The sequence below is a fragment of the uncultured Aquimarina sp. genome (assembly GCF_947496855.1).
Classification (GTDB): Bacteria; Bacteroidota; Bacteroidia; order Flavobacteriales; family Flavobacteriaceae; genus Aquimarina.
Window position 1 is genome coordinate 1,277,581 of record NZ_CANMED010000001.1, and the last position, 23,888, is coordinate 1,301,468.

Sequence of the window (23,888 nt, forward strand, 5' to 3'; positions counted from 1 at the left end):
ATGAAATTAGATATCCTAGCTATTGGCGCACATCCAGATGATGTGGAATTAAGCTGTTCGGGCACGCTAGCAAAAGAAATAGATAAAGGTAAAAAAGTTGGGATACTAGATCTCACCCGAGGAGAACTAGGAACAAGAGGAACACCTGAAATAAGAGACAAGGAAGCAAAAGACGCTGCAAGAATACTTGGCGTATTAGTTAGAGAAAATTTAGGTTTTAGAGATGGTTTCTTTACAAATGACGAAGTTCACCAGCTAGCCATTATCAAGATACTAAGAAAATATCAACCAGAAATTGTTCTTTGCAATGCAGTTAAGGATCGTCATATAGATCACGGAAAAGGAAGTAAATTAACTAGTGATGCTTGTTTCTTATCCGGATTACGCAGAATAGAGACATCAGTAAATGGTAAAACTCAAGATGCCTGGAGACCAAAAAAAGTATATCATTATATTCAATGGGAGATTCTTAAGCCTGACTTTGTTGTTGATATAAGTGGATACATAGACAAAAAGATGGAAAGTGTAATGGCATACAAAACTCAATTTTACGATACTGATAGTAAAGCTCCATCTACGCCAATATCAAGTAAGAATTTTAAAGACAGTATTGAGTATCGTGCAGCTGATCTAGGTAGAATTATTGGCGTAGAATATGCAGAAGGTTATACCGTAGAACGCTATGCTGCAGTAGATTCTATTTTTGATTTAATATAATTTCATTTTTTACTTTGTAGAAATATAAAAATGCCTTATTTTTGCAGCCGAAATTAAATGGTGGTTGTAGCTCAGTTGGTTAGAGCATTGGTTTGTGGTACCAAGGGTCGCGGGTTCGAATCCCGTCTTCCACCCTTTACAAAGAAAAAGACTCTGTTCACGCAGAGTCTTTTTAATTTACAGTCAATAAAATTTCTTTACTATTCACTACCAATACCATCTACCACCAATCTTTTTTCCCTATTGGCTACTTCCCAAGCAGTATAAAAGACCAGTTTAGCTCGTTTAGTCATAAGATCATATTCTATCTTATCCGCAGTATCTGTGGGCTTATGATAATCCTCATGTACCCCATTAAAATAAAATATAATCGGAATATTATGTTTTGCAAAATTATAATGATCGCTTCTGTAATAGAATCGATTAGGATCGTCTTTTGCATTATAAGTATAATCGAGATTAAGTTTCGTGTATTTAGTATTTACCTCTTCGCTTAAATTGTGTAATTCAGTGCTCAACCTATCACTACCTATTAAATATATATAATCGCTCTTATCTTCGCCTTCGTGATCTTTATCAATACGACCAATCATATCTATATTTAGATTTGTAATGGTATTCTCTAAAGAAAAAATAGGGTTTTCTGTGTAATATTTCGAACCATACAGTCCTTTTTCTTCACCAGTGACATGTAAAAACAATACCGATCTTTTAGGTCCGTGACCGTCTTTAACTGCTTTCGTAAAAGCTTCAGCAATCTCTAAGAGACTAACGGTTCCTGACCCATCATCATCTGCTCCATTATATACATTTCCTTTGCTATCAACTCCTATATGATCATAATGGGCAGATATCACTACAGTTTCATCAGGTTTTTCAGAACCTTTTATATATGCCAACACATTTTCTGAAGATTTAATCCCTCCCCTAAAATAACTCTCAGGTATTACCTGAAAATACTCATCATCGCCAATTGGCGATGGAATATTCATTCTTTTGTATTGATTCTTTAAAAACTCAGCTGCCTTTTTCTGACCAGGCTCTCCTGTATCTCTGCCTTCAAAGTCATCTCCTGCAAACGTAAACAAGTACTCTTTAAGCTCCTCAGCAGTTATAGTTTCGGCATAAGATGCAACATCCAATTTATCTTCTTTTACGTTTGAAGAACTAGAACCACCCGTATTTGAAGAATTCTGTGAACTTCCGCAGGAATAAAGAACAGATAAACTAAACACAATTAAAATATTTCTCATTAAATTCTTTTTTTTTACACTATGCAATATACAGATTTAGAGGGAGATGATTTTCTGAATGTTTTCTTAAAAAGAATTACAAAAAATTAATTGTAAAAAATCTTCTTAGAATTAAAAAAGGTTGTTATATTTGCACCCGCATTCAGGGAATACCTGATGAGACTAAACACTGGAGAATTGGCAGAGTGGTCGAATGCGGCAGTCTTGAAAACTGTTGAGGGTCACACCTCCGGGGGTTCGAATCCCTCATTCTCCGCATTAAAAAGATGCTTTACAACTTAATTGTAGAGCATTTTTTGGTTTTAGATGTGTTAGGAATAAAATTCTCGTAAGTAACTAAAATAAAAAATGATCCTAGTCATAAGCCAAAATATTTAATTGATGTATCCATGACTTAATCAAGCATCATTAAAAACAATCCCTTTTTATCTACAAATACCCTTTACATATTTATTTACAGGGTGTTTTTTTTGAACTGTTTAAACTTCCTTAACAGAACCAACTTATCTTATCGCTACAAGAACACACTACAAACGCTCCCACATTTTGTCCGCATTTAATCTAAAAGTGCCTAAGTGATCAAAACTACATTCAGATGGAGCTATAATAGATAAAAAAGGCTCTTCTTTTCTATTTCTATACAAATGGTATATTTCTCCTACGATAGGCTCAAAAGTAAATTTAGCATTATAAACTAAGTTATTATACTCAAACTCCTCCATCAAAACATCATATTGTGCTTTAAGTTCATCGTACTTAGCTTTTACTTGTTTATTTACTTTATGAACATTGGTGTTTTTCCAAGCCACGGTATCTGGTATCGTAATCACCGGAGCTGATACATCTGTAGCATATGGCTTTAATGCTGCATCATAACGATTTTCTTCTTCATTAAAAACTACCTGATCTGGTTTTTTCTCACTCATCATTTATCTTTTTGAAATTTTATTATGTGTAATCTGTCTTTGTCGAGAACATTTAAATCTACCGTCTTCAAAATTACGTTTTTTGAGATGTTTTGTTTTTCGACCTTGTACTCTTTTTCGCCACATTCTAAAACTAGACGGCTTCATTTCTTTGCGCATAAGATCTATAACCTGCTGTTCTTTTAATCCAAACTGCATCAAAATGGCATCAAAAGTCGTGCGATCTTCCCAAGCCATTTCAATAATTCTATCTATATCTCTTATCGTTAAGTCTTTTTCCATTTCGGTTTATATTTTTCTGTTTGGTAATGTATGTTTTTTTAAAATTCGATGACTTTCCTTTTTTACCAGCGCATCATCTTTCATATCCCATAAGGTGTCACTTGCTTTTTTACGAGTAGTACTTATATCTACTATCGGAAAAGGATAATCTACACCTATTTCAAAATTATTAAATTGCTGCTCGAGCGGTGGCATTTTATAAGGCTCATGAATGTATGTTAATGGCACATTTTCCAATTCAGGAATCCATTTTCTAATAAAAATTCCTTCTGGATCATGCTCTATACTATTCTTTACAGGGTTATATATTCGAAGTGTATTAATTCCTGTTTCGCCCGCTTGCATTTGGAGTTGTGGAAAATGAATACCCGGTTCAAAATCTAAAAACATACTTGACAGATGTGCACTAGCCTCCTGCCAAGGTTGCCAAAGATTATGGGTAAAAAAAGAAACTACCAAAGCTCTCATTCTGAAATTAATATAGCCGGTTTCCTTTAAACACCTCATGCAGGCATCTACTAACGGATATCCAGTTACACCTTCTTTCCAAGCGGCTTGATATGCTTCAGAAATTTGTTTCTTTAATTTTCTGTATCCTTTATTTATACTTTCGAATTCCATAATATCTTCCATTTCGAACTTTTGTATAAAATGTACTTGCCACTGTAACCTGGACGTAAAAGCATCAATTTGTTTTTTACTACTGGAAATTTCTCTGTGTTTTACAGCATATTGCCATACCTGTCTTATTGAAAGGTTTCCCCAAGCTATATAAGGGGACAAACGACTACAACCCTTACGCGCAAGTTCTGGTTTAGAAATATGAAAACTATAATTCTTATAACGACCTCTAAAAAAAGAGGTCAAATACTCATAACCCTTAGTGGTTCCTCCTACTTGGAAATTGTAATCTATTGATGTGTCTAAATTGACAATATTAAAAACTTTTTCGAGCTCTACAATCTTTTCAAGAGAAATAAAACTTTCAGGGTTTGGATTGAATTCAAATTGTGATTGATTCATATAATGTTCACAATCATCTTTCCAATTCTCTCTATTCCGGAGCCCTCTATGAATACCATTATTCGTATTCTCTATCCATTGAATTAAATTATTTTTACAAAAACGCGAGAAAGCCTTATCCCTTTCATAAGTAATTCTAATACCTGTCTCTTGATGAGAAAACACTTGATCTATTTTCCAAAATTGTTGTAAAGTACCAATCGTATGAATAACCTCTGAAGAAACACACAATACCTTTGTATCATATGGGAGTAATTGGGTATTTAAATCATCAAGTGATTGCTTTATAAAATTCCAATGTCGTTCACTATAATGTTTATCTTCTTTTAGCGTGTTCTCAAAAACGTACAATAATAGAGTTGGCGAATCAGTTGCAATTGCGTTATACACAGCTTCATTATCTTGTAATCGAAGATCTCGCTTAAACCAAACTATATTTATATGTTTTTTATTAATACTCATCAGGGTTTTCGATAATATGATTAGCTCTTTCTTTTAATTTAAGTAATTTTTCTTTATCCATTTTGTGCAATAAGCTCAACATCATAGACATTCGTTGATTACCTTCAAAATATTCTTGCTTTTCATCCAAAAAATTCCAGTAAAGAGAATTGAAAGGACAAGCATCTTCCTCGTGTTTTTTTGACACTTTATAATGACAACCTTTACAATAATTACTCATTTTATTGATGTAGCTACCACTAGAAACGTATGGCTTTGTTGCCACCAATCCACCGTCTGCAAATTGACTCATGCCTCGAGTGTTTGTAATTTCCACCCATTCAATAGCATCAATATAAACACCTAAATACCACTGATCAACCTCATCAGGATCTGTCATTGTTAACAAAGCATAATTGCCTGTAATCATTAGACGCTGTATATGATGTGCATATGCATCGTCTAGACTCTGTCGAATCGCAGAACTCATACAATTCATTTTGGTATCACCTGTCCAATAAAACCCTGGAAGCTTATTACTATTATTAAGCTCATTTAGATTTTTATAACCTGGCATTTTCGCCCAATACATCCCGCGCATATACTCTCTCCAACCAAGTATCTGACGTACAAACCCTTCTACCTGTGATATATCTATTTCTTCTTTTTGATTTCTCCAATGCTCAATAACCTTAGTAATCACTTCCATTGGATGAAGCATTTTACTATTCATTGCAAAAGAAAGTCTACTATGAAACAAAAATTTCTCGTCGCCATGCATGGCATCTTGATAATCTCCAAAATAAATCAACAAGTTTTCACAGAAATAATCTAGCAACGATAAACACTCTTCTCTGGATGTAGGCCAATTAAATTCTTTTGGGTCAATGCTACCAAGAGTCTTTACATTAAACTTTTTAACAAGACCAACTAAATCATTAACATCTTTCCTTAAATCTCTCTGACTAGGAATTTCAGGACTACCTTTCCACTTTTTTCGGTTACTTTGGTCAAAATTCCACTTTCCACCTTCGGGATCTTTCTTGGTAATCATCATAATGTCGTATTTCTTTCGCATATCGCGATAAAAATATTCCATCGTATATTGCTTCTTACCTTTAAAAAAATTAGAAAAATCTCCTCTAGATGTAAGAAAATGCTCCGTATCGAAGACTTCCGTTTCAATAGATAATTGATTACAGAAATCTTTCAGTTGCTTATCCAATCGATATTCATCCGGAAGTTGATATTCGAATTTAGTAATGTTTTTTATTCTTATAATCTTTTCGAGATTAGCTACTAACTCTTGTTGGTTATCCTGATGATCTAGTTCATAATAAATCGTATCTAAACCTTTCTTAGTTAACCAGGAAGCAAAATTTCGCATGCTCTGAAAAAAACCTACTACTTTCTGAATATGGTGTACCGTATAATCAGTTTCTTGGCGCATTTCGGCCATAAAATAGCAGACCTCTTCTTTGGTATCATTATACCAAGAATGCTTATAATTTAATTGATCGCCAAGTAATAAACGTAATGTCATAAATCAAAATAAGGTTTGTTGTAGCCAAAGGCTTTGAAATTTTTGTTGCGGATCATATCGTTGTGATTGGAGTTCTATATTGAATTTACGATCTCTTGGATCATTACCAACTCCGGCAACATATTGCCAGTTTCCATAATTACTATGAACATCATAATCAACTAATAGTGATTCAAAATATGCCGCCCCGATCCTCCAATCCAATTTCAACTCTTTGGCAAAATAAGAAGCTACATTTTGTCGACCGCGATTACTCATCCAACCTGTATTTTTAAGCTCTATCATATTTGCATTAATAAAAGGTTCTTTGGTTTCTCCATTAATCCATTGATGAATACTTTGAATATCTTGCAACCAAGAATAATCTTTATAAAGTATCCCCTTTATTTTAAAAAGATCATTCCCATATTTTAAGGAGATGTACTTAAAAAAATCTCTCCAAATTAATTCAAAAATAAGCCAATATGTACTTTGGTTTTTCTGTATATCATTCTCATAATTTCGAACCTGATGATAAATTGTACGTGCAGAAACTGATCCATTAGATAGCCAAGCTGACATCTTAGAACTATAATCTGCACCTACTAACCCATTCCTTGTTTTCTTATAATATGAAAGCCTTTTTGTATTCCAAAAATAATCTTGGACCCTTTTCTTTGCCTGATTCTCCCCTCCTTTAAAAGGGAAAGCAGTTCTAGAATCCGTTCCTAATTCCTGAAAACCAAGATCAGATATTTTTGGAATATTTGTAGTATTTTCTACTAAATTTTCGGATACCAAAGATGTAATTACAACTTCAGTTCTAACCTTAGCAAATTTTTCACATTCCTTTCTGAAATTAGTAAACACTTTTGGAATATTCTCAATATCGAAAGGAATATCATCTGGATGAAAAAGAAACTGATCATATGATTCTAACCAGTCTACACTTGAATTATTTACCTCATTTTTAGTGAAATTTAAAATCTTCGTTTCTTCATTAGTCCATTCTTTTTGAAGATATACTTTGTTTATTTTATAGTATTCAATAAGTTTTGAGAAAATTTTTTCAGGCTTATTTTGATAAACCAGTAACGTGATATTAAGTTTGTTTAAATTTTCCTTTAATTCCGTTACACTTTCTAAAAGAAATTTAGCTCTATACTTCTCTGTTTTCTTAAAACCAAACTGATCTAGTTCGAATAATCTCGGATCAAAAAAATATACAGCAATTACTTTATCACTATTAGATACAGCATTATATAAAGAAGTATTGTCAGTAATTCTTAAATCATTTCTAAACCATACAAGTCCTGTCTTCATAATATTTGATAAATAATTTATAGCTTATTAACTGCTACTTTCGTTTTACCCCTATTATTTCTGCATCTATCACTACAATACTTTACTTCTTCCCAAACCTTTTCCCACTTCTTTCTCCAACTAAAAGGTCGTTCACATACTTTACAGATTTTAGAAGGCAAATTAGATTTTTTCATATCCTAAAATTTGTTTAACAAAATTAATAAATTGTTAAACAAAAATACAAAATTAAGATAATCATAACAAGAAATAAACGTTAAGAATAGCCCAATTATATACTATACAGAAACAAAGTATAAGAGCAAACTATAAAGAAAAACGGTTGTCCATAAAAATGTACGTAACCAGTTAAGATTGATCAATCTATTTATAAGCTTACTATCAAAATTTCCATCCGAAATATAACTATGCATAGGAACGAATTGTAAAAAAGTAGATAACCAAACAACGACTACCAAAATTAAACTTATCAAGGTATAAATACTAAAAGATTTATAAACGAAAATAACATTGATTAAAAGTTGACCTATCATTAAAGGCATAACGACCACACCTATTCTAACGGTGTACACACTATGCCATTTCATCAAATCTTGTTTTTGAAAATGTTCAAAGCTAGGATATATAATAAGCTGCACAATCCAGATCAAAATCAATAAGCCAAAATCTAAAAGCAACCTAATTACAGTAAAATCCATTTTGTTTAAAAATCAGGTATTTCAGCTGCTCTTGCATAAGGATACTCTGCTATTTTCTCTAAAGCGTAATAAGTATTTAATCCAGAAATACCAACTGTATCAGTAATACTTAAATCTAAATCCAAATGATCTCCAATAATCTTTTCAGGAATTATCAAATGCTTTATTTCGCCTATCATCAAAATAGTACCATTAAGACGAATATTTATAGCTTCTACAAATTTTAATCCTATCTTCAGTTTACTTTCTTTAACAAAAGGAGCTTCAAATTCTGATATATATTCTTCATTCAAACCACATTTTTCAAACTCGGAATCATTTCTATCCAACTTAGCAGAGGTATAATGTGCGTTTTTAACAAAAGATCTTTCTACATGATTAATTGTATACTGACCATTCTGTAAAATATTTTCATAGGTATGTCGAGGAACTTCGCCAATTGGTCTCATAATAAATCCCATAAGGGCGGGATCACTCCCTAAATGAACTACAGAACTGAATATTGCAACATTGGTTTTTCCATCATCAGCAATCGTTCCAATAAGATTTGCTGGTTTAATCCCTGATACAGCATTTACTATTTTTAGTCGCTGCACACGATCCATAGACGCTATCTGTTGTTTTGTATAATGCATATTAATAAGAGCTATTGTCTTGAATTAATTATTTATGTAGTTTTGTAATTCTACAATTTTATCTGGCGTATTAAAAACACCTCCGTAATATGAAGTTACAGTTGCCGAAGTCTCATCCTTAATACCTCTAGAAGAAACACATAAATGTTTTGCATCTATAATAACGGCAACATCTTCTGTGTTTAGAATCTGTTTAAGCTCGGTTGCTATTTGGTTTGTCAATCGTTCTTGTACTTGAGGACGTTTAGCAAAATATTGCACAATACGATTAAGTTTTGATAACCCAATAACTTTGCCTGACGAAATATATGCCACATGTGCTTTACCTATGATTGGTACAAAATGATGTTCACAGTTAGAATAAAATGTGATGTTTTTTTCTACAAGCATCTGATTATACTGATACTTATTATCAAATAACGCTACTTTAGGTTTATTCTTAGGATCTAATCCTGAAAAAATCTCCTCAATATACATTTTGGCTACCCGATTAGGTGTCCCTCTAAGGGAATCATCTGTTAAATCCAATCCCATCACATCCATAATCTCTGAAAACAAATGAGCTATACGTTCTTTTTTTTCTGTATCAGACATATCAAAAGCACCTTTCTTCATTGGAGTCTCAAGACCTGTACTAATATGATCGTCACCTATATCATCAATAGAAAAACCTTTTAAATTATATCCATTAGATTTTAGTAATGTTTCTGTTCCTACTTTCATTCGATTCTTTATTGTATCTGAAGATGTAGTTAATTTTTCTACAGAAATATCTGAAAGAAAATCTAAACATCATCCACGTGATTAATATACTTACAGAATCAAAGCTACGTAATTGTTTAACTTTTTACACTATTAGTTAAACAAAAATTAACATAATAAATTTATTATGCGCCTAAACCAAGTGATTTCCCAACTCTTTTAGCGTTACAATCAATTTCCTTTACTAATATTTGTGCAATTAAGAGTTTGTTGTATTTTTGACTTCTGTTATGTTTTTAAAAATTTAATTTTTTCAAATCATTTCAGGCCCCATAAACATTTCGAACTTTCCTAATTGCGCTTCGGTAACTAATTATTTTTAATTTTACCGATTATAAGAGCACGAATCTTTTAACCAAAACTACTATTAATGAAATCTTTTCGATTTTTTCTTTTTGTTTTATTTCTTTTTGTTTTTCAATCCGGGTATACTCAGGTAAGAAATGAATACCAAATTTCTTTTAAAAATGCTGTACATCATGAAGCTCAGATTGAAGCTGTGTTTACTAATTTGGAGAGTGGCACTATTTCTCTAAGAATGAGCAGAACTTCTCCTGGTAGATATGCACTTCATGAATTTGCGAAAAATGTATACGATGTTAAAATCACAGATAGTAAAGGTAAAGATGTAACTGTAACAAGACCTAACCCACATCAATGGGATGTTTCTGGACATGATGGAACTCTTAATGTATCATACACATTGTTTGCTAACAGAGGAGACGGCACTTATTCACAGATAGATGAAACTCATGCACATCTTAATATACCGGCGACTTTTATGTACATCCCTACTTTAAAGGATCGTCCGGTACAAGTAACATACTTAGTTAGAGAAGATCTAAACTGGAAAGTAGCAACACAAATGATACCATTAGGTGGCAACAAGTTTTTAGCTCCTAGCCTTCAATATTTCATGGACAGCCCCGCACAGATAAGTAACCATACTGTTAAAGAATTCAAAGTTGCCTCTGGAGGAACTGAATACACAATAAAGTTAGCATTACTTCATCAAGGCACGGAGGAAGAAGCTGATCAATATTTCGAACAGATTAAAAAGATTGTTGAGCAAGAAAAAGCAGTTTTCGGTGATTATCCTAATTTTGATTATGGAGAATATACATTCCTAGCAAGTTATATGCCTCAAGTATCTGGAGATGGAATGGAACATCGCAATTCTACTGTATTAACAAACACAAGAAGTCTCGCAGATGGAGGAATGGAAAAAAATATTGGTACTGTTGCTCATGAGTTTTTTCACGCTTGGAATGTAGAACGTATTCGCCCTATCTCACTAGAACCTTTTGATTTTGAAGAAGCAAATATGTCTGGTGAATTATGGTTTGCAGAAGGCTTTACGAGCTACTACACAAATCTTATACTTTGCAGAGCTGGTATTATAACACAAGATCAATATATAGAAAGCTTGAGTAAAACGTACAATTATGTTTGGAACTCTCCTGCCCTACAATATTTCAATCCTATAGAGATGAGTTTTCAAGCTCCTTTTGTTGATGCAGCTACATCTGTAGACCCTATAAATAGAGATAATACGTTTGTCTCTTATTATTCATACGGAAGTATGTTAGGCCTTGCATTAGATTTATCCTTAAGAGACAAAGATGATTTAAACTTAGATGACTACCTAAAATTACTTTGGACCAAATATGGAAAAACAGAAATACCATATACAATTGAGAATTTGTTTTTTACATTGAGAGAATACGCCGGAGAATCTTTTGCAGATGACTTCTTTGAGAAGTATATTTTTGACAGTCAAACTCCTGACTTTAAAAAACTATTAGGATCTGTGGCTATTTACCCAAAAACAAATAGCAAAGAATCTTATTTAGGTGTAGAAATAGAATTTAACGAAGATGATAATGCAGTGATATCGAAATATGTAAAGAAAGGCACTCCTGCCTATACTGTCGGTTTAGAAAAAGGGGATGTAATTGTAGCAATCGATAATCAATCTTTTTCTGAAATAGATCAATTCAACGAGGTTTTAAAAAAATACAAACCTGCTAAAAAAGCAACTATTGTTTATAGAAGATTAAATAAGGAGAAAAAAGTACTTGTTAAGTTTGGTGTTAACCCTCAAGTAGAGATAACTCAATTCTCTAAGCCTAGTAAAAAAGCTTTACTAAAAAGAGAAAACTGGCTAAAAGCTAGATAAAATATTATTTATAAATATTACCAAAAAAGGTGCGCGATTAAAAAAATCACGCACCTTTTTTAATAATTCTAGTTTTATTTGACCGTGTGAATTTTCGATTCACCCAGTTCACTTATTACCTTGATCTAGATGCTCTGCATAAATCTAAATCACTCTTAGCTCTTTCTAATTGATCTCTTGTCTCTCTCAATGCGGTCTTATACTCTTCTAGCTTCTTAAATTCTTTCTCTTGTTTAGACAGCAAAGCTTTCATCTCTTTTATCTGCCTATAAGAACTAACAATATTAACATACATCTTGTATTGATAGGTTGTATCATTAGGATCAATTGTTTCACTTAGGTCACCTATCTCCGATTCTAAAGATCTGTTTATATAATATAAATCCTCTTCCTTATCAGGTCTATTAAGAGAATCAATCAATTTTTCTATTTTAAACATTCCCTTAGAAAAATCTTTTTGAAATTTCATATTTCTTTCTACTGAAGCAGAACGCTCTCGCAAAACTTCATTCTCCTTAAGAGGAACTCTATCAAAATCAAAAAAGAATGCTGTAACGATTAATGCGACTGTAAATAAAAATAGTAAGGCAAACTTTAAAACACTATTTCTTCTTTCTTTACTGTTTTTTGGTTTCATTTCTGTAAATTATAATTTAAACACACATTAATCTAATAAGAAACTGCGTCTGTTTTTAACATCTGGTTTCGCAATAACTTCTTCCTTTACAAATATATTAGAATCTGATTTTTTACCAATATAATCAAGCTCATTTAATTTTTTAAATAATGAAAGCATTAATTTTGTAAAACTTGAAACATTATGCAGAGCCTTGTTAATATCTGTATGCTGATATTCTAGATCCATCATTTCTATCAATACATTCTCAAAAGCTCCTTGATTAAGATCACACCAATCCGATAAATAATTTAATAACTCTTCTTTTCCTGTACCCACATAAACATCCATATTATTTTTAATTACCCTAGCAAGCGACATTAGTTTGGTAATCATAGTAACTGGTGGAAGATGCCTATCATACAATCTAAACTCCGGTAACATTCCTCCCAGATATTGCAAAGTACTCTGTGTAAGTGTTAACACCATCGTTGCAAGTTCATTAGATTGCTTTTTCTGATAAATCTTCTGGATAATATTCATAGAATATTTCTCTATAGCATTAAAAAATGTATGTATTTCCGTATAGATATATCTAAGATCCTGATGACTTTGGATAGAGACACATGGTGGAATAAAATCTTCTGCTAAAGACGCTACCCCATCGTGAAACTCAATCTTACCAATAGTAATATGATGCTTTCCAAATTCTTCTTCATTAGCTTCTGCCATATTAATAACACTAAGACCGTATTCTGGTAATACATTTGGATGCCTTGGTGGCTCTTCTTCTGGATCCGCATCTCCTACCGGAATTCTACCATAAGGATCTACGCTAAGCACTATATAACATTCCTCCTCAGTACGATTAATCTTATATTCCGTATTAATTATACTCCCTTTTTGCTCTAGCGAAGAAGATATTTCTGGAGTAATATTTATTATATATCCGCCTTTAGTTATAGCCCTGCATCTATTAAGCTGCACTTTTATAGTATCTTGACCATCCATAGAAAACGCCATATCCACAGCATCATCACCTACTAAATCTGGTAACAGTCCATAATTAATAGCATTAATATCTTTAGAACCTATAAGCTGCGAAAAATTAGTAAATGCATTATCTGCTTCAATAAAATGATTTTTATTGATCTTCATACCGTCAATCCAGTTGACACGATGATGATTTTTATTCGTTAATTCCATCCTTTTAAAATATGCTTGTTTTAGAATATTTCAGTACAATATTCTTTATACAATTGTTATCCTCTCGGGTTAACTCTAATTCTTTTATTTTAATACCCTTTCCTTTTATTTTCTCACAAAACTCTATAAAAGTAGTTCGCTTTCTGTTTACGATTATTGGTAAATCAAGGTTTCTACATAGATAATCCTTAAAATCATTAACACTTGCTTTCTTTGTTGAAACAAGGATAAGCTTAGCTTTAAATGACTTTTCGTTTATAAAAGGAGCTTTGAACTCTTCTACAGGATCAGTATTTATTTGACTATCTTCTTCTGGATCCTCAGGAATTAAAGAAGTTTGTCTAACTACTGTCTCATCTTGACGAACTCTTACTTCTTTCTTAGGTAATACTATCACACTTGCGGTTGTAGCATATTTAAGTTCCCCATTAGGAATTAACGTTATTGTTTTCTTACCTTCAGTATTATAAACATATTCAGGGTTTTGCTCTTTAGAAGTACCTCCTACAGCATCTTCAAAATTCCATTCCCAAGATTTTGCTTCTAACGTATTGTCTTTCACTTTCAATTTTTCTCCTACTCTTATTGTTGGTGTAAGTATCTTAAACTTCGCCTTCTTTAAAGGATCTAAAACTTCTTTTTTCTCTAAAATGGTAATAGTCTCAATTCTAGGGCATTTACCGTTAACAATCAAAGAAATAGTATACTCTCCAGGCTTCTTGAAAGTATGAAAAAGTTTTCTTCTAGAATCCGTAGCAGTACTATCTCCAAAATTCCATTTCCACTCCAACGCTCCTATTGTTTTATCTTCAAACTCAATAGACTCATCTACTCTAGCTTCCTTTTTACTGTAAGAAAAATCTATAATTTCGCAAGGAACGTAATTAACGTATTTAAACGCAAAAACCGTCGCTGTTACTAGTATTGTTATGATAAAAAACAACACTACACTTTTATCCATATGATAATTTGTTGTACTACTTGATGTTTTCATTACTTATTGTTTTCAAAAAATATAATTAATCTACTACTGTAATCTTATATGGAAAAACATTCAGTGATTGCTGTTCCAAAATAGATAAAATATTACTTTTTAAAGAATCCCACTCCTCAGACGAAGTTTTTTCTTCTTTGTTGGTTAAAAGCATAACTTCGATACAAGGAATAAGCCCCTTAGAAATATGAATATCCGTTTTAAAACCTTTAGATACTTTTACTTCCTGTACTTTACTACTGCATAATTCATAACAAAGTGCTTTTACGTCTTCTTTAGTAACGATCCGGTTTCTAGACAACAAAGCCCTTCGATATGCATTAAGCCTTTCTTCCATTCCTAGGTTATTCTTACCTTGAAATGTAGAAGTTAGAAACATGCTCCCTTTTTGTTTTAGGTCAGTCCCTTGATAAATATTTAGTGAATTACCTGATTTAATCTGATTAGCATCTTCACCATTCGTTACCCAATATTCTACCAAAAGCGTATCCTTTTTCTTATAAGGTTTTACTGAAATGTAATTTGTCTCTTCCGATGATTTTTTCATATCAGACACCTTCTTTTCTAATAAAGAAATATTCTGATTTAGCTCGTTTATATTGGATTGCAAAAAATCGTTTCCAAAAAAGGAAAAAGAAGCACTTTCATCTTTTAATAATTCAATCAAATGTATTAAGTACTCTCGCGCCTTTCTGTAATCCAATTTACTTACATTATCTCTTCTAATAACATAAGTACCTTTATCATCTACTGAAGAATCATTTTCCCTTAACCTATACTCCTTTCCCGAAGTATTAGAAATCGATTTTATGTCAAGGAACAATTCCTGTGTACTTATTGGTACAATATCTATATAATCCTTTAGCTGATATGAAATACTTTCCCATTTTCTGTTTAGAGCAGGAAAAGCATTGAATGTACAATAAACACTTTCTAAAACTGAATCATCAATAATCCTTGGAAATTCAATCTTAATCCAACTAAAATCAGCCAAATCATCATGATCCTTCTGATTTATAAAGTTAGAAAATTCTTCTGGCATTTTAGCCTTGGAGCTTAATGAAATATTTGATTTTACAGAAATAAAGTGTTTTTTATACAGCTTACTTATCTGCTGTTCTATATTTCTGGTTTTATTAGGCTTATAATCAAATATAGACTCTAGATTTATCCGTCTTGAAACATTACTATTATAATACCCCGGAAAAACATCTACTAATTTACCATCAATATAGAAATTTGCATTTTTAAGATGATGATAGAAAAGTTCATTTTCCTGCACATCTAACAATTCAAAGTAAAAGGATACATCCTTTAATGTAATTTTTTCGTGTTCAGATGAAACGCCTAAATATAATGTAGAATTTGGCAATGAACCTCCTTTGTTTAAGGACAAAGAGCTTATCGTCTTCCTTTTACCTTCTAATTCAAAAATCTTATCTCCGCATATCATACGACTGATAGTAGCATCAACTAATTCATTTTTCTGAATTGGAGAAAAATATATGTTTTTAAGTTCAGTACTAGCATTCTTTGTCTTTACTTTTTTCTTGTAATACAATAAATGCTCTGGGGTGATGGTCGATTTTTTCTCAATAGGTTCTGAATAAATTATTCCATGTGCGGGACGCGATCCGTATAAAGTTTCTGGAGTCATTAACTGAATCAATCGCTCTGTTATTCGGGTCTGAGAATTATCAATTTCACCAGAAATTTTTTCTATTTCCGAAGCACAAGCGCCAATAAGAAGAGATACAACAGGATCAAAAGAACTTTCTATTTCATTAGGAGAAACTCCCCAAAGAGAAGCAGCCTTTTTGATCATTCTGTTTTTAATCTGAACTTTATTTTCTAAACCCATAAACCCTTTTAAAATGAAAGTGGAGCTATATAAAACCTTTCCAGGCAAGAGAATTGTTCATTAGTCCTACTAACAATACCGTTCACTTTTATTTCTACACGTTTCTTAATTCTATTTAAACTTCCTCTATTTTTAAATTCCTCCTGCTTTATAACAACGTCTACAGTTACCTTTTTTAGTCTTTTTTCTTGAGAAACAATGCTTTCTACTAAAGACTCAGAAATTGTATTTCTCAATTTATTTGTACTGGTCAGATTATCAAAATCCACATTCCAGATAGAACATCCAAATGACTCATCAAAAGTACATTCACCAAAATATGATGTCGTAATCAAATGAATATAACCAATAATAGATTGTGTAAGATCACAATTCTCAATTTCCTTATTTTTAATAATTTTAAAAGTATCTAAAGGCAATTTATAATAAGAAGTAATCATAAATAATAATTTGTGTACTTTAATAAACTTTGTTAGCAAATGCAATTTAATAAACATTTTATTTATCAGCACTTCATAATTCAATAAACTAACTAAAAAAATAACAATCTTTTATTTTCTTATTTTATTTTAGTGTTATCAACACATGAAGAGTAGAAAATAACCATAAGTTTTTTATATTTGTGTAAATTTTATTTTTCAAATGAACACACTTTACAAAACATTCTTTTTATTTATTATCATTGTTGGGGCAATGAGTTGTGGGGGTTCTAAAAAAGCAGAACAAGAAGCATTAGCTCAAGCTAGGAGAGATTCTATCGCTTTAGCAAAACAAAATGCCGTCCTACCTATTCAAAAAAAATATGGAGCTATTCTGGGAATGCCTCCAAAAGAAATAGACAATGTTCCATTGTTCGAATTTATCGATGATTGGATGAATGCTCCCTATAAACTTGGAGGAAACACTAAAGACGGAATTGATTGTTCTTATTTTACTCAGTATATTTTTCATGATGTATATGGTAATTTAATTGAACGAACTGCCCAAAAGCAATTCGACGCACCAGACACTAATAAGTTTAAAGGACAACACAATCTTAAACGGGGAGATCTTATATTTTTTAACAACAAAGGATCAGAGTTTCGCGAAATCACACATGTAGGATTTTATCTTGGTAATGATAGATTTGTTCATTCTACGTCAAGAAGGGGAAATTCTGGAGGAAACGGCGTGCAAATTAGCAACTTAACTAAACAACCTTGGAAAAGAATGTTTGTTGCTGGAGGAAAAAAACCTAAATTCAGCAACAATACTACCGAAAATTAAACAAAGTAACATTCTTTACACCAACTAAACGAATGAGTGACAAACAGGTACAAAATGTATATCAAGAGCTAATAAGTACATATCAAAATCTAAAAGCGGAAATTTTCGTGACTGAGATTTTAGAAAATTCTGATTTAGATCTAACAGATATTGATGTTTTTAATAAAAGTACTTTTTCTAGATCCTATAGACGAGATGTAATTGATTTCAAAGTAGATTCATATTCTGGAAACACCGATAAGCTGCAGTTTAATCTAGCTAGAAATAGCCTGTATGATACGCTGCCAGAAGGGTTATTCCACGAACCTGTTAAAGCAAAAAGCAACATTTCTTTTACCGAATTACATCAAAAACAGAAAAAACAAGAAAAAGATGCTCGATCATTTTTCTCTCCTTTGGAGAATGAGTTTTTCACACAAAAAGTAAATATAGAAAGAAGTGAAAGAAAATTAATTAATGAATTTGCTAATTTAAAAACAGATTTTCTTGTCAAGTTTTGGAATTTAGATCCTGATATCCCTACAAACTATAGTATTAAATTATTACAATTATTACCATACGTTCACAAAATATCTGGTGAAATTGAACTTACAGCCTTAAGTCTGGAAAAGATTATTGGAGAGAAAGTTACAATTGAAAAAAAATACAAAACAGTAGCCGAAAACATACATGAAGTATCGACAGAACATCAACTTGGTGTGGATCTTGTTTTAGAACTAAAAGAAACGATTATATCCTATCCTTGTTGGGAAATTACTATAGGACCTGTGAACGAAAAAAATATTGATAAATATATAGTCAGTGGTGCTACTAAAAAATTTATTACTATCTTTTGTGACTATTTTATTCCTATGGAAATAGACACAAAAATTAATGTAACATATTCGAGTAAAGAAGAAACATTTGTATTACATGAGACTAACAGTCCCAGAATGGGTCTAACAACTATGATATGAGTTTGATATTACAATCTACAGCACTAAATGCTGATTTTTTTAAGGTGGGATTAATACTATTAGCCGTTAGCGTTATACTAATGGCAGTCGTTGCCGGACTAAAGAAACTTTTTGTAAAAAACAAAAAGAAGTTCTTCCTGTACATGTTGGTTGTCCTTTTATTATTTGCAGCAACAGCTTTATTAAGTAATGAGAAGGTTCTTAACGATGTACCTCTAAATAGTTTTATTGGATTCCAAGTTATCTTTTTATGTCTAGGCTCTCTACACGTATTTACGATGCGTAAATTTTTCCCCAACTTGTTAGACGACAACCCTACTCGTTTCTGGCCTGAATTCCTATATACAATAATTACTATATTTATTGGTCTTATTACATTCCTATTTGTAGTTGGTATTTACAAACCTGAATACAAATATATATTTGCCGCATCATCAATTTGTTTCCTCGTCCCCATCATAATTGTAAAACTATACGAATTTGCCGTTTCTGTACCTGTACCGATATACAAGAAATGGTTCTACCCTATTGACAAGAAAATGAAAGACCCTAAAGACGATGAACTAATAAATCCTTTAGTTATTTCATTTGAATTCAACAAAGGAGAAAATATAGAAGAATTAAGTAATTTCAGATTAAAAGCTCCTGAGAAAATGGAATTTGGAAAACTTTTCTACTTCTTTATCAATGATTATAACGATAGACACCCTGAAGGAGAAATAGAGTTTTTAGATGATAAAAACAATCCATATGGATGGATTTTTTATACTAAACCTAATTGGATGGGCATACAAACTCATGTAGATTTTACTAGAACCATAGAAGGAAACAACATTAAAGAAAATGACATAATCATCTGCAAGAGAGCATAAAAAATATGTTAAAAATTTGTTAAAAAAGATCTCACAAATGTTCGTTGAGATCTTTTTTTTGTTAGACAAACTTCACGACGAAGTGCAAATTCCCTGAAAACAGTGTAGTCTTTTTCTTTCTTAATTTACTGATTTCAGATTACTTACCAATCTAATAATACTTAGATCTAGATATATTTTACTATCTTTACACTGTACAAGTTACATTTATTATATTTATTAATTATTATTATTAACTTAAAAATTATTTATTATGTCTTTTAAAGCAAAATTAAAAGTAGGTGGAAAAGAGTACAATGTACTAAATTGCCACTATGGTTTATCTCAGGAAACTGATGCAACTGGTCGTCCATCATCTGTTACCAGAGGTGGTATGCTTACTATTGAAGTAGAATCTACATCAGATACTGGTTTATCTGATTGGATGTTCAATAACTTCGAAATGAGAAGCGGTTCTGTTGTATTTTTAAAGAGAGATACAGAAGCAACATCAAAAGAACTTAATTTTACTGATGCATACGCAGTTAAGTATAACGAAAACTTTGATGCTACAGGAAAAAACCCAATGACAGAAAAAATTACTATTTCTGCCAGACAAATCGGTGTAGGAAACGGTGAGCATGTAAACGAGTGGGTATAATCCACATAGTTTTATATAAGGTTTAGATTAAGGGAGTGTTTTTTCACTCCCTTTCTTATCTTAAGTCGTCATTTCCTCTATTCACCTTCATTCATGAAAATAATAATGGAACTGACAAAGTAGTTATTAATACTAAAATTATTACTTATGTCATTTTTAGCAAAATTAGATCTTGATGGGGAAGAGATAAACATTTTGGATTGCTCTTTTACCTTCAGACAAGATACAGATTACACAGGGAGACCTTGTGCAAAGCCACAGGGAGGACAAGTTAGTTTACTTATAGAATCCACAGCAAATACTGATTATTTAGATTGGTCTATATCTCCAACTATTACCAAAAATTGTAAAATTACTTTTTTTAGAAGAGACAATATGTCTAGTCTTAAAAATGTAGAGATTAAAGATGCTTATTGTATTGAATATACTGAGCATTTTAATGCGGAGAGCGCAAAACCTTTACAAATACATTTAGTACTTTCTGCAAAAGAAATATCAATTAAAGGAACTACGTTTACCAATAATTGGCCTTCTAAAGTATAACGCACTTAAAGTTTATGAATGGTTGGGAATTAAAAAGTATCCTCGTTGTTCTCACATATTTACTTTAATAGAAGACACCTTTACTTACGTGGGTGTTTTCTCATTAAATTATAGTAACACTTATGCGGAGATAAATAATACTATGCTTACACGGTATAATGAGAGTTTTTAAAAAAACAGCTTTTAACGTACAGCTTTTTCTTTTCCAAAGGATATACTAAAAAAACAGACATTAGTTTTAATGAAAAAACTAAGGCACTAGTAGGCTCTAATTTAAAAATAGTAACTTTATAAAAATTGAGTAAAACGGTCTTATCCACTTATTATAAGTTGATGAATCACTAAAAACATAAAACGTATGGCATTACAATCTACTACACAAATATTTATTGGCGGATCACCAATAAATGCTTACAAACGATTAATGCTACATCAAGAAATTGATGCGCACCATATATTAGAGTTAGTTTGCAGGATGGATGTTCTGGAAAATATTACGGGAGACATTGCATCCCAAACCAAAAATTATCTTGGACAGGTTATTACAGTGCAGATTTCATCTATAGGTACGCTTTCTGGTTATAAAGAATTCGAATTTAAAGGTGTAGTTACTGCCGTAAATAGCACAATGGGATTCCATCAGCAAAATGGTGATTTGGTAACCATAAAAGCTCATAGCTGCAGTATCATTGCAGATGATGGACCACATTACAATTCTTTTAATGATGTAGATTTAGGAACCGTTTTAGACGAGACTTTTAAAAGATATGACCAATCTAAATTGGAAACTATTTTTAATCCTTCTGGTTCCGACAATATTCATTATAGTGTTCAGCATAAAGAAAGTGCTTTTGAATATACTAGTAGATTAGCAGCACAATATAGTGAATGGTTTTACTATGACGGAAGTGCTCTAGTATTTGGTAGACCAGAAGATCAAGAAGAAGTTACGCTGACATATGGTCATGATTTACAGGAATTTTCACTGGATCTAAAACCTACATCAAATAAGTATAAATACTTTACCAATGATTATTTAACTGATGGACAACATGAAAAAGCTACGAGTGCGATAAGTTCTGGGGTAAACGGATACAACGGGTTTACAAGTAATAAAGGAGATGAAATTTTCCCAAATGAGACTAATGTATATTTAAATTCATACAATGACCCTTCTCTAAAACAGAGATTAGACACACATGTCGAACAGCAGAAAAAAGCTGAAGAAATAAAACAAGTAGTATTTAAAGGATCAAGTGATAATCCAGGTGTGAAAATTGGTCAAGTGGTAACTATTAAAGGAGATGGAGCTGATTATGGAAGGTTTAGAATCACTAGTGTTACACACACAAATACAGAAAATGGACGCTATCAAAATAGATTCGAAGGAGTAACAGCAGATTTAGATGTTTACCCAAACACTAACTTAATGGCGTTTCCGAAAAGCGAAACCCAAGTGGCCATTGTAAAGGAAAATAGTGATCCAGACGGAATCGGAAGAATCCGCGTGCAATTTCCTTGGCAAAAACAAAATGGCGAATTATCACCTTGGTTAAGAATCGTAACTCCTCATGCAGGTGGAGAAAAAGGGTTTCATTTCATTCCAGAAATTGATGAAGAAGTATTAATTGGTTTTGAAGGTGGTAATGCAGAAAGACCATATGTATTAGGCACGCTGTATACCGGAGGAGCTAATCCTGCTGGCTGGAATACTCAGAGTAATGACGTAAAAGCTTTAAGAACAAGAAGCGGTCATACAGTAGAGCTAAACGATGCCGATGGTGCAGAATTCATTACTATTACTGATAAAAATCAAAATATCATAAATATAGATACTGCTAATAATAACATCACGATTTCTGCCGGAGAAACAATGACTTTCAATGCGAAAAACATTGAAATCAACGCTACTGAGGAAATTAAAGTCAATGCAGGTACTAATATGATTACGCGAGTTACCGAAGACGCTGCACTATCAGCAAAAAACTCTACAGAAACTATTGAAGAGAATAAAACATTAGTTGCTAAAGAAATTCTAGACAACGGTGAAAAAGTAAGAATAGAAAGCTCCAAGCAAAACATGGAACTGGTTAGCTCCAAACAAGTTGACATTCAGGCAGACGATAAAATAAAACTATTTTAGTAGTAGTAATTACGTATAATGGCTCGACTGGATATTGGAACTAGTATTATAGAAGAAACCGAGGATGGTAAACTTGATCATTTTTCCTATAAACCTTTAGGTGTAGCAAACACCTATGGAGTTCTTTTAATTTCAGAAGATGAAAAAAAGAAAAGACTTCAGATTCACTATGAAATTGACGTAATATGTTTAGATGAAACAGAGGATAATCATTTCGAATTTGAGGTTCTGAAACATCAGATTTATATAAATGAAAAAGCTCCCAACATACTTATAGATGAATTATCAGAACGATGTGGCAAGGTATTATACCCTTTATTGCTTAAGGTAAATAGACAAGGATTAGTAGTTAATATACTGAATCAGGAAGATATTATAAAAAGATGGGAAACTGAAAAAGCCAGCATTAACCAATCTTATAAAGGAAAAGAAATCCAACTATTATTAAAAAACATGGATATTGTGATTAATAATACGAATCAATTGACTGATCTTGTACTGCAACGAGACTGGTTTATAACCATATTTTTTTCTCCATTGTACAACATTAATTTGAAAGACAAAAAAAAGAATAAAATATCATTACCGTTTATCCCCTACTCTCCTGGAGTAATTTTTGAAACAAAAAACAAAATAAGTACACATTCACATAAAAAAAATGATGTTATCATCAACCAAAAAGGAAAGTGTATTGATCAAAGAAGCGAAAGAGACATATTAAGAGGAAATCTCATTTCTATTGATAAAATTAAAAAAGTAGTTAAAGGTAAATTAGATCTAAAATACCAAATCTATAAAGATTCATTAATTGCGGATGCTATTACAGGAATTTGTAATTTGGAGTTCCCTTCAGGGAAAGAAAAAAAGATGACTGTTGAGATCTATAATTTAAAAAACAAAACTCCGTTATCTTCAGTTAAGAGAGCTGCTCTTTTTGAAATAAGTGAAGAAGAGGAAAAAAACATATCAAAAAAGAAGAAAAAACGGTTCTTTTTCTTTGGAAAATAAGAGGAACAATATAGCTAATATA

The 23,888-nt window shown here is 31.9% G+C and carries 24 protein-coding genes and 2 tRNA genes; 11 read left to right on the forward strand and 15 right to left on the reverse strand.

All coding sequences use genetic code 11. The features are described from left to right. On the forward strand, positions 1–717 hold the full coding sequence (gene bshB1 / locus Q0921_RS05545; protein ID WP_299254439.1) for a bacillithiol biosynthesis deacetylase BshB1: 717 nt from the start codon (positions 1–3) through the stop codon (positions 715–717). Between the two features lie 59 nt (positions 718–776). Beyond that, positions 777–852: transfer RNA gene (locus Q0921_RS05550), tRNA-His, on the forward strand. Positions 853–917: 65 nt separating this feature from the next. Here Q0921_RS05550 and Q0921_RS05555 read toward each other — a convergent pair. Next, complete coding sequence (locus tag Q0921_RS05555) at positions 918–1,970, reverse strand: M28 family metallopeptidase (protein WP_299254442.1); 1,053 nt, start codon at positions 1,968–1,970, stop codon at positions 918–920. Positions 1,971–2,141: 171 nt separating this feature from the next. Here Q0921_RS05555 and Q0921_RS05560 point away from each other — a divergent pair. Further along, positions 2,142–2,226, forward strand: a tRNA-Ser gene (locus Q0921_RS05560). Between the two features lie 271 nt (positions 2,227–2,497). On the opposite strand, the gene Q0921_RS05565 is transcribed toward Q0921_RS05560, so the two are convergent. The 9 genes from Q0921_RS05565 to folE all read right to left on the reverse strand — a co-directional run bounded on the left by Q0921_RS05565 (position 2,498) and on the right by folE (position 9,543). Beyond that, positions 2,498–2,899 (reverse strand): DUF2452 domain-containing protein, encoded by a 402-nt coding sequence (locus Q0921_RS05565; RefSeq protein ID WP_299254445.1) that lies wholly within the window; start codon positions 2,897–2,899, stop codon positions 2,498–2,500. Next, positions 2,900–3,178 carry a TIGR03643 family protein gene (locus Q0921_RS05570; protein ID WP_299254448.1) on the reverse strand — a complete coding sequence of 93 codons (279 nt, stop codon included), beginning with the start codon at positions 3,176–3,178 and terminating at the stop codon, positions 2,900–2,902. Positions 3,179–3,184: 6 nt separating this feature from the next. Next, positions 3,185–4,663, reverse strand: coding sequence for a cryptochrome/deoxyribodipyrimidine photo-lyase family protein (locus Q0921_RS05575; RefSeq protein WP_299254451.1), 1,479 nt, complete (start codon positions 4,661–4,663; stop codon positions 3,185–3,187). Further along, positions 4,653–6,185: a cryptochrome/photolyase family protein gene (locus Q0921_RS05580; protein ID WP_299254454.1), complete on the reverse strand. Its 1,533-nt coding sequence runs from the start codon at positions 6,183–6,185 to the stop codon at positions 4,653–4,655. The genes Q0921_RS05575 and Q0921_RS05580 overlap by 11 nt, the downstream gene beginning before the upstream one ends. A gap of 3 nt (positions 6,186–6,188) precedes the next feature. Continuing rightward, complete coding sequence (locus tag Q0921_RS05585; protein ID WP_299254457.1) at positions 6,189–7,487, reverse strand: DASH family cryptochrome; 1,299 nt, start codon at positions 7,485–7,487, stop codon at positions 6,189–6,191. Positions 7,488–7,504: 17 nt separating this feature from the next. Continuing rightward, a complete protein-coding gene (locus Q0921_RS05590; protein WP_299254460.1) occupies positions 7,505–7,663 on the reverse strand; it encodes a DUF2256 domain-containing protein in 159 nt (52 codons plus the stop codon). Positions 7,664–7,765: 102 nt separating this feature from the next. Then, positions 7,766–8,185: a hypothetical protein gene (locus tag Q0921_RS05595; RefSeq protein ID WP_299254463.1), complete on the reverse strand. Its 420-nt coding sequence runs from the start codon at positions 8,183–8,185 to the stop codon at positions 7,766–7,768. Positions 8,186–8,190: 5 nt separating this feature from the next. Then, positions 8,191–8,820, reverse strand: coding sequence for a flavin reductase (locus tag Q0921_RS05600; protein WP_299254466.1), 630 nt, complete (start codon positions 8,818–8,820; stop codon positions 8,191–8,193). A 24-nt stretch (positions 8,821–8,844) separates the two neighbouring features. Beyond that, the gene (gene folE, locus Q0921_RS05605; protein WP_299254469.1) at positions 8,845–9,543 is read right to left on the reverse strand and encodes a GTP cyclohydrolase I FolE; all 699 of its coding nucleotides are present in this window, start codon (positions 9,541–9,543) and stop codon (positions 8,845–8,847) included. A 409-nt stretch (positions 9,544–9,952) separates the two neighbouring features. Here folE and Q0921_RS05610 point away from each other — a divergent pair, with 409 nt between their 5' ends. Then, positions 9,953–11,761 carry a M61 family metallopeptidase gene (locus Q0921_RS05610; protein WP_299254472.1) on the forward strand — a complete coding sequence of 603 codons (1,809 nt, stop codon included), beginning with the start codon at positions 9,953–9,955 and terminating at the stop codon, positions 11,759–11,761. Between the two features lie 115 nt (positions 11,762–11,876). Here Q0921_RS05610 and tssO read toward each other — a convergent pair whose 3' ends face one another. Genes tssO through Q0921_RS05635 form a run of 5 tightly spaced genes read right to left on the reverse strand, consistent with a single transcriptional unit; the run spans position 11,877 to position 16,878 of the window. Then, positions 11,877–12,398: a type VI secretion system TssO gene (tssO, locus tag Q0921_RS05615; RefSeq protein WP_299254475.1), complete on the reverse strand. Its 522-nt coding sequence runs from the start codon at positions 12,396–12,398 to the stop codon at positions 11,877–11,879. A 27-nt stretch (positions 12,399–12,425) separates the two neighbouring features. Then, entirely contained in the window at positions 12,426–13,583 is a 1,158-nt protein-coding gene (locus tag Q0921_RS05620) for a hypothetical protein (protein ID WP_299254478.1), read from the reverse strand. Between the two features lie 4 nt (positions 13,584–13,587). Then, the gene (locus Q0921_RS05625) at positions 13,588–14,577 is read right to left on the reverse strand and encodes a PKD domain-containing protein (protein WP_299254481.1); all 990 of its coding nucleotides are present in this window, start codon (positions 14,575–14,577) and stop codon (positions 13,588–13,590) included. Positions 14,578–14,602: 25 nt separating this feature from the next. Continuing rightward, positions 14,603–16,438, reverse strand: coding sequence for a type VI secretion system baseplate subunit TssF (locus tag Q0921_RS05630; RefSeq protein WP_299254484.1), 1,836 nt, complete (start codon positions 16,436–16,438; stop codon positions 14,603–14,605). 8 nt (positions 16,439–16,446) lie between these two features. After that, entirely contained in the window at positions 16,447–16,878 is a 432-nt protein-coding gene (locus Q0921_RS05635) for a GPW/gp25 family protein (protein WP_299254487.1), read from the reverse strand. A gap of 202 nt (positions 16,879–17,080) precedes the next feature. Here Q0921_RS05635 and Q0921_RS05640 point away from each other — a divergent pair, with 202 nt between their 5' ends. From Q0921_RS05640 to Q0921_RS05670, 7 genes are all read left to right on the forward strand, one after another. Further along, positions 17,081–17,704: a C40 family peptidase gene (locus tag Q0921_RS05640; RefSeq protein WP_299254489.1), complete on the forward strand. Its 624-nt coding sequence runs from the start codon at positions 17,081–17,083 to the stop codon at positions 17,702–17,704. Positions 17,705–17,736: 32 nt separating this feature from the next. After that, on the forward strand, positions 17,737–18,660 hold the full coding sequence (locus Q0921_RS05645; protein ID WP_299254491.1) for a hypothetical protein: 924 nt from the start codon (positions 17,737–17,739) through the stop codon (positions 18,658–18,660). Further along, entirely contained in the window at positions 18,657–19,532 is an 876-nt protein-coding gene (locus Q0921_RS05650) for a TssN family type VI secretion system protein (RefSeq protein WP_299254493.1), read from the forward strand. The genes Q0921_RS05645 and Q0921_RS05650 overlap by 4 nt, the downstream gene beginning before the upstream one ends. 253 nt (positions 19,533–19,785) lie before the next feature. Then, positions 19,786–20,172: a type VI secretion system tube protein TssD gene (gene tssD / locus Q0921_RS05655; protein WP_299254496.1), complete on the forward strand. Its 387-nt coding sequence runs from the start codon at positions 19,786–19,788 to the stop codon at positions 20,170–20,172. 147 nt (positions 20,173–20,319) lie between these two features. Beyond that, positions 20,320–20,715, forward strand: a complete 396-nt coding sequence (tssD, locus tag Q0921_RS05660; RefSeq protein ID WP_299254499.1) for a type VI secretion system tube protein TssD — start codon at positions 20,320–20,322, stop codon at positions 20,713–20,715. Positions 20,716–21,073: 358 nt separating this feature from the next. After that, positions 21,074–22,858 carry a phage baseplate assembly protein V gene (locus Q0921_RS05665; protein ID WP_299254502.1) on the forward strand — a complete coding sequence of 595 codons (1,785 nt, stop codon included), beginning with the start codon at positions 21,074–21,076 and terminating at the stop codon, positions 22,856–22,858. Between the two features lie 18 nt (positions 22,859–22,876). Then, positions 22,877–23,866, forward strand: coding sequence for a hypothetical protein (locus Q0921_RS05670; RefSeq protein ID WP_299254505.1), 990 nt, complete (start codon positions 22,877–22,879; stop codon positions 23,864–23,866). Positions 23,867–23,888 lie beyond the last annotated feature (22 nt).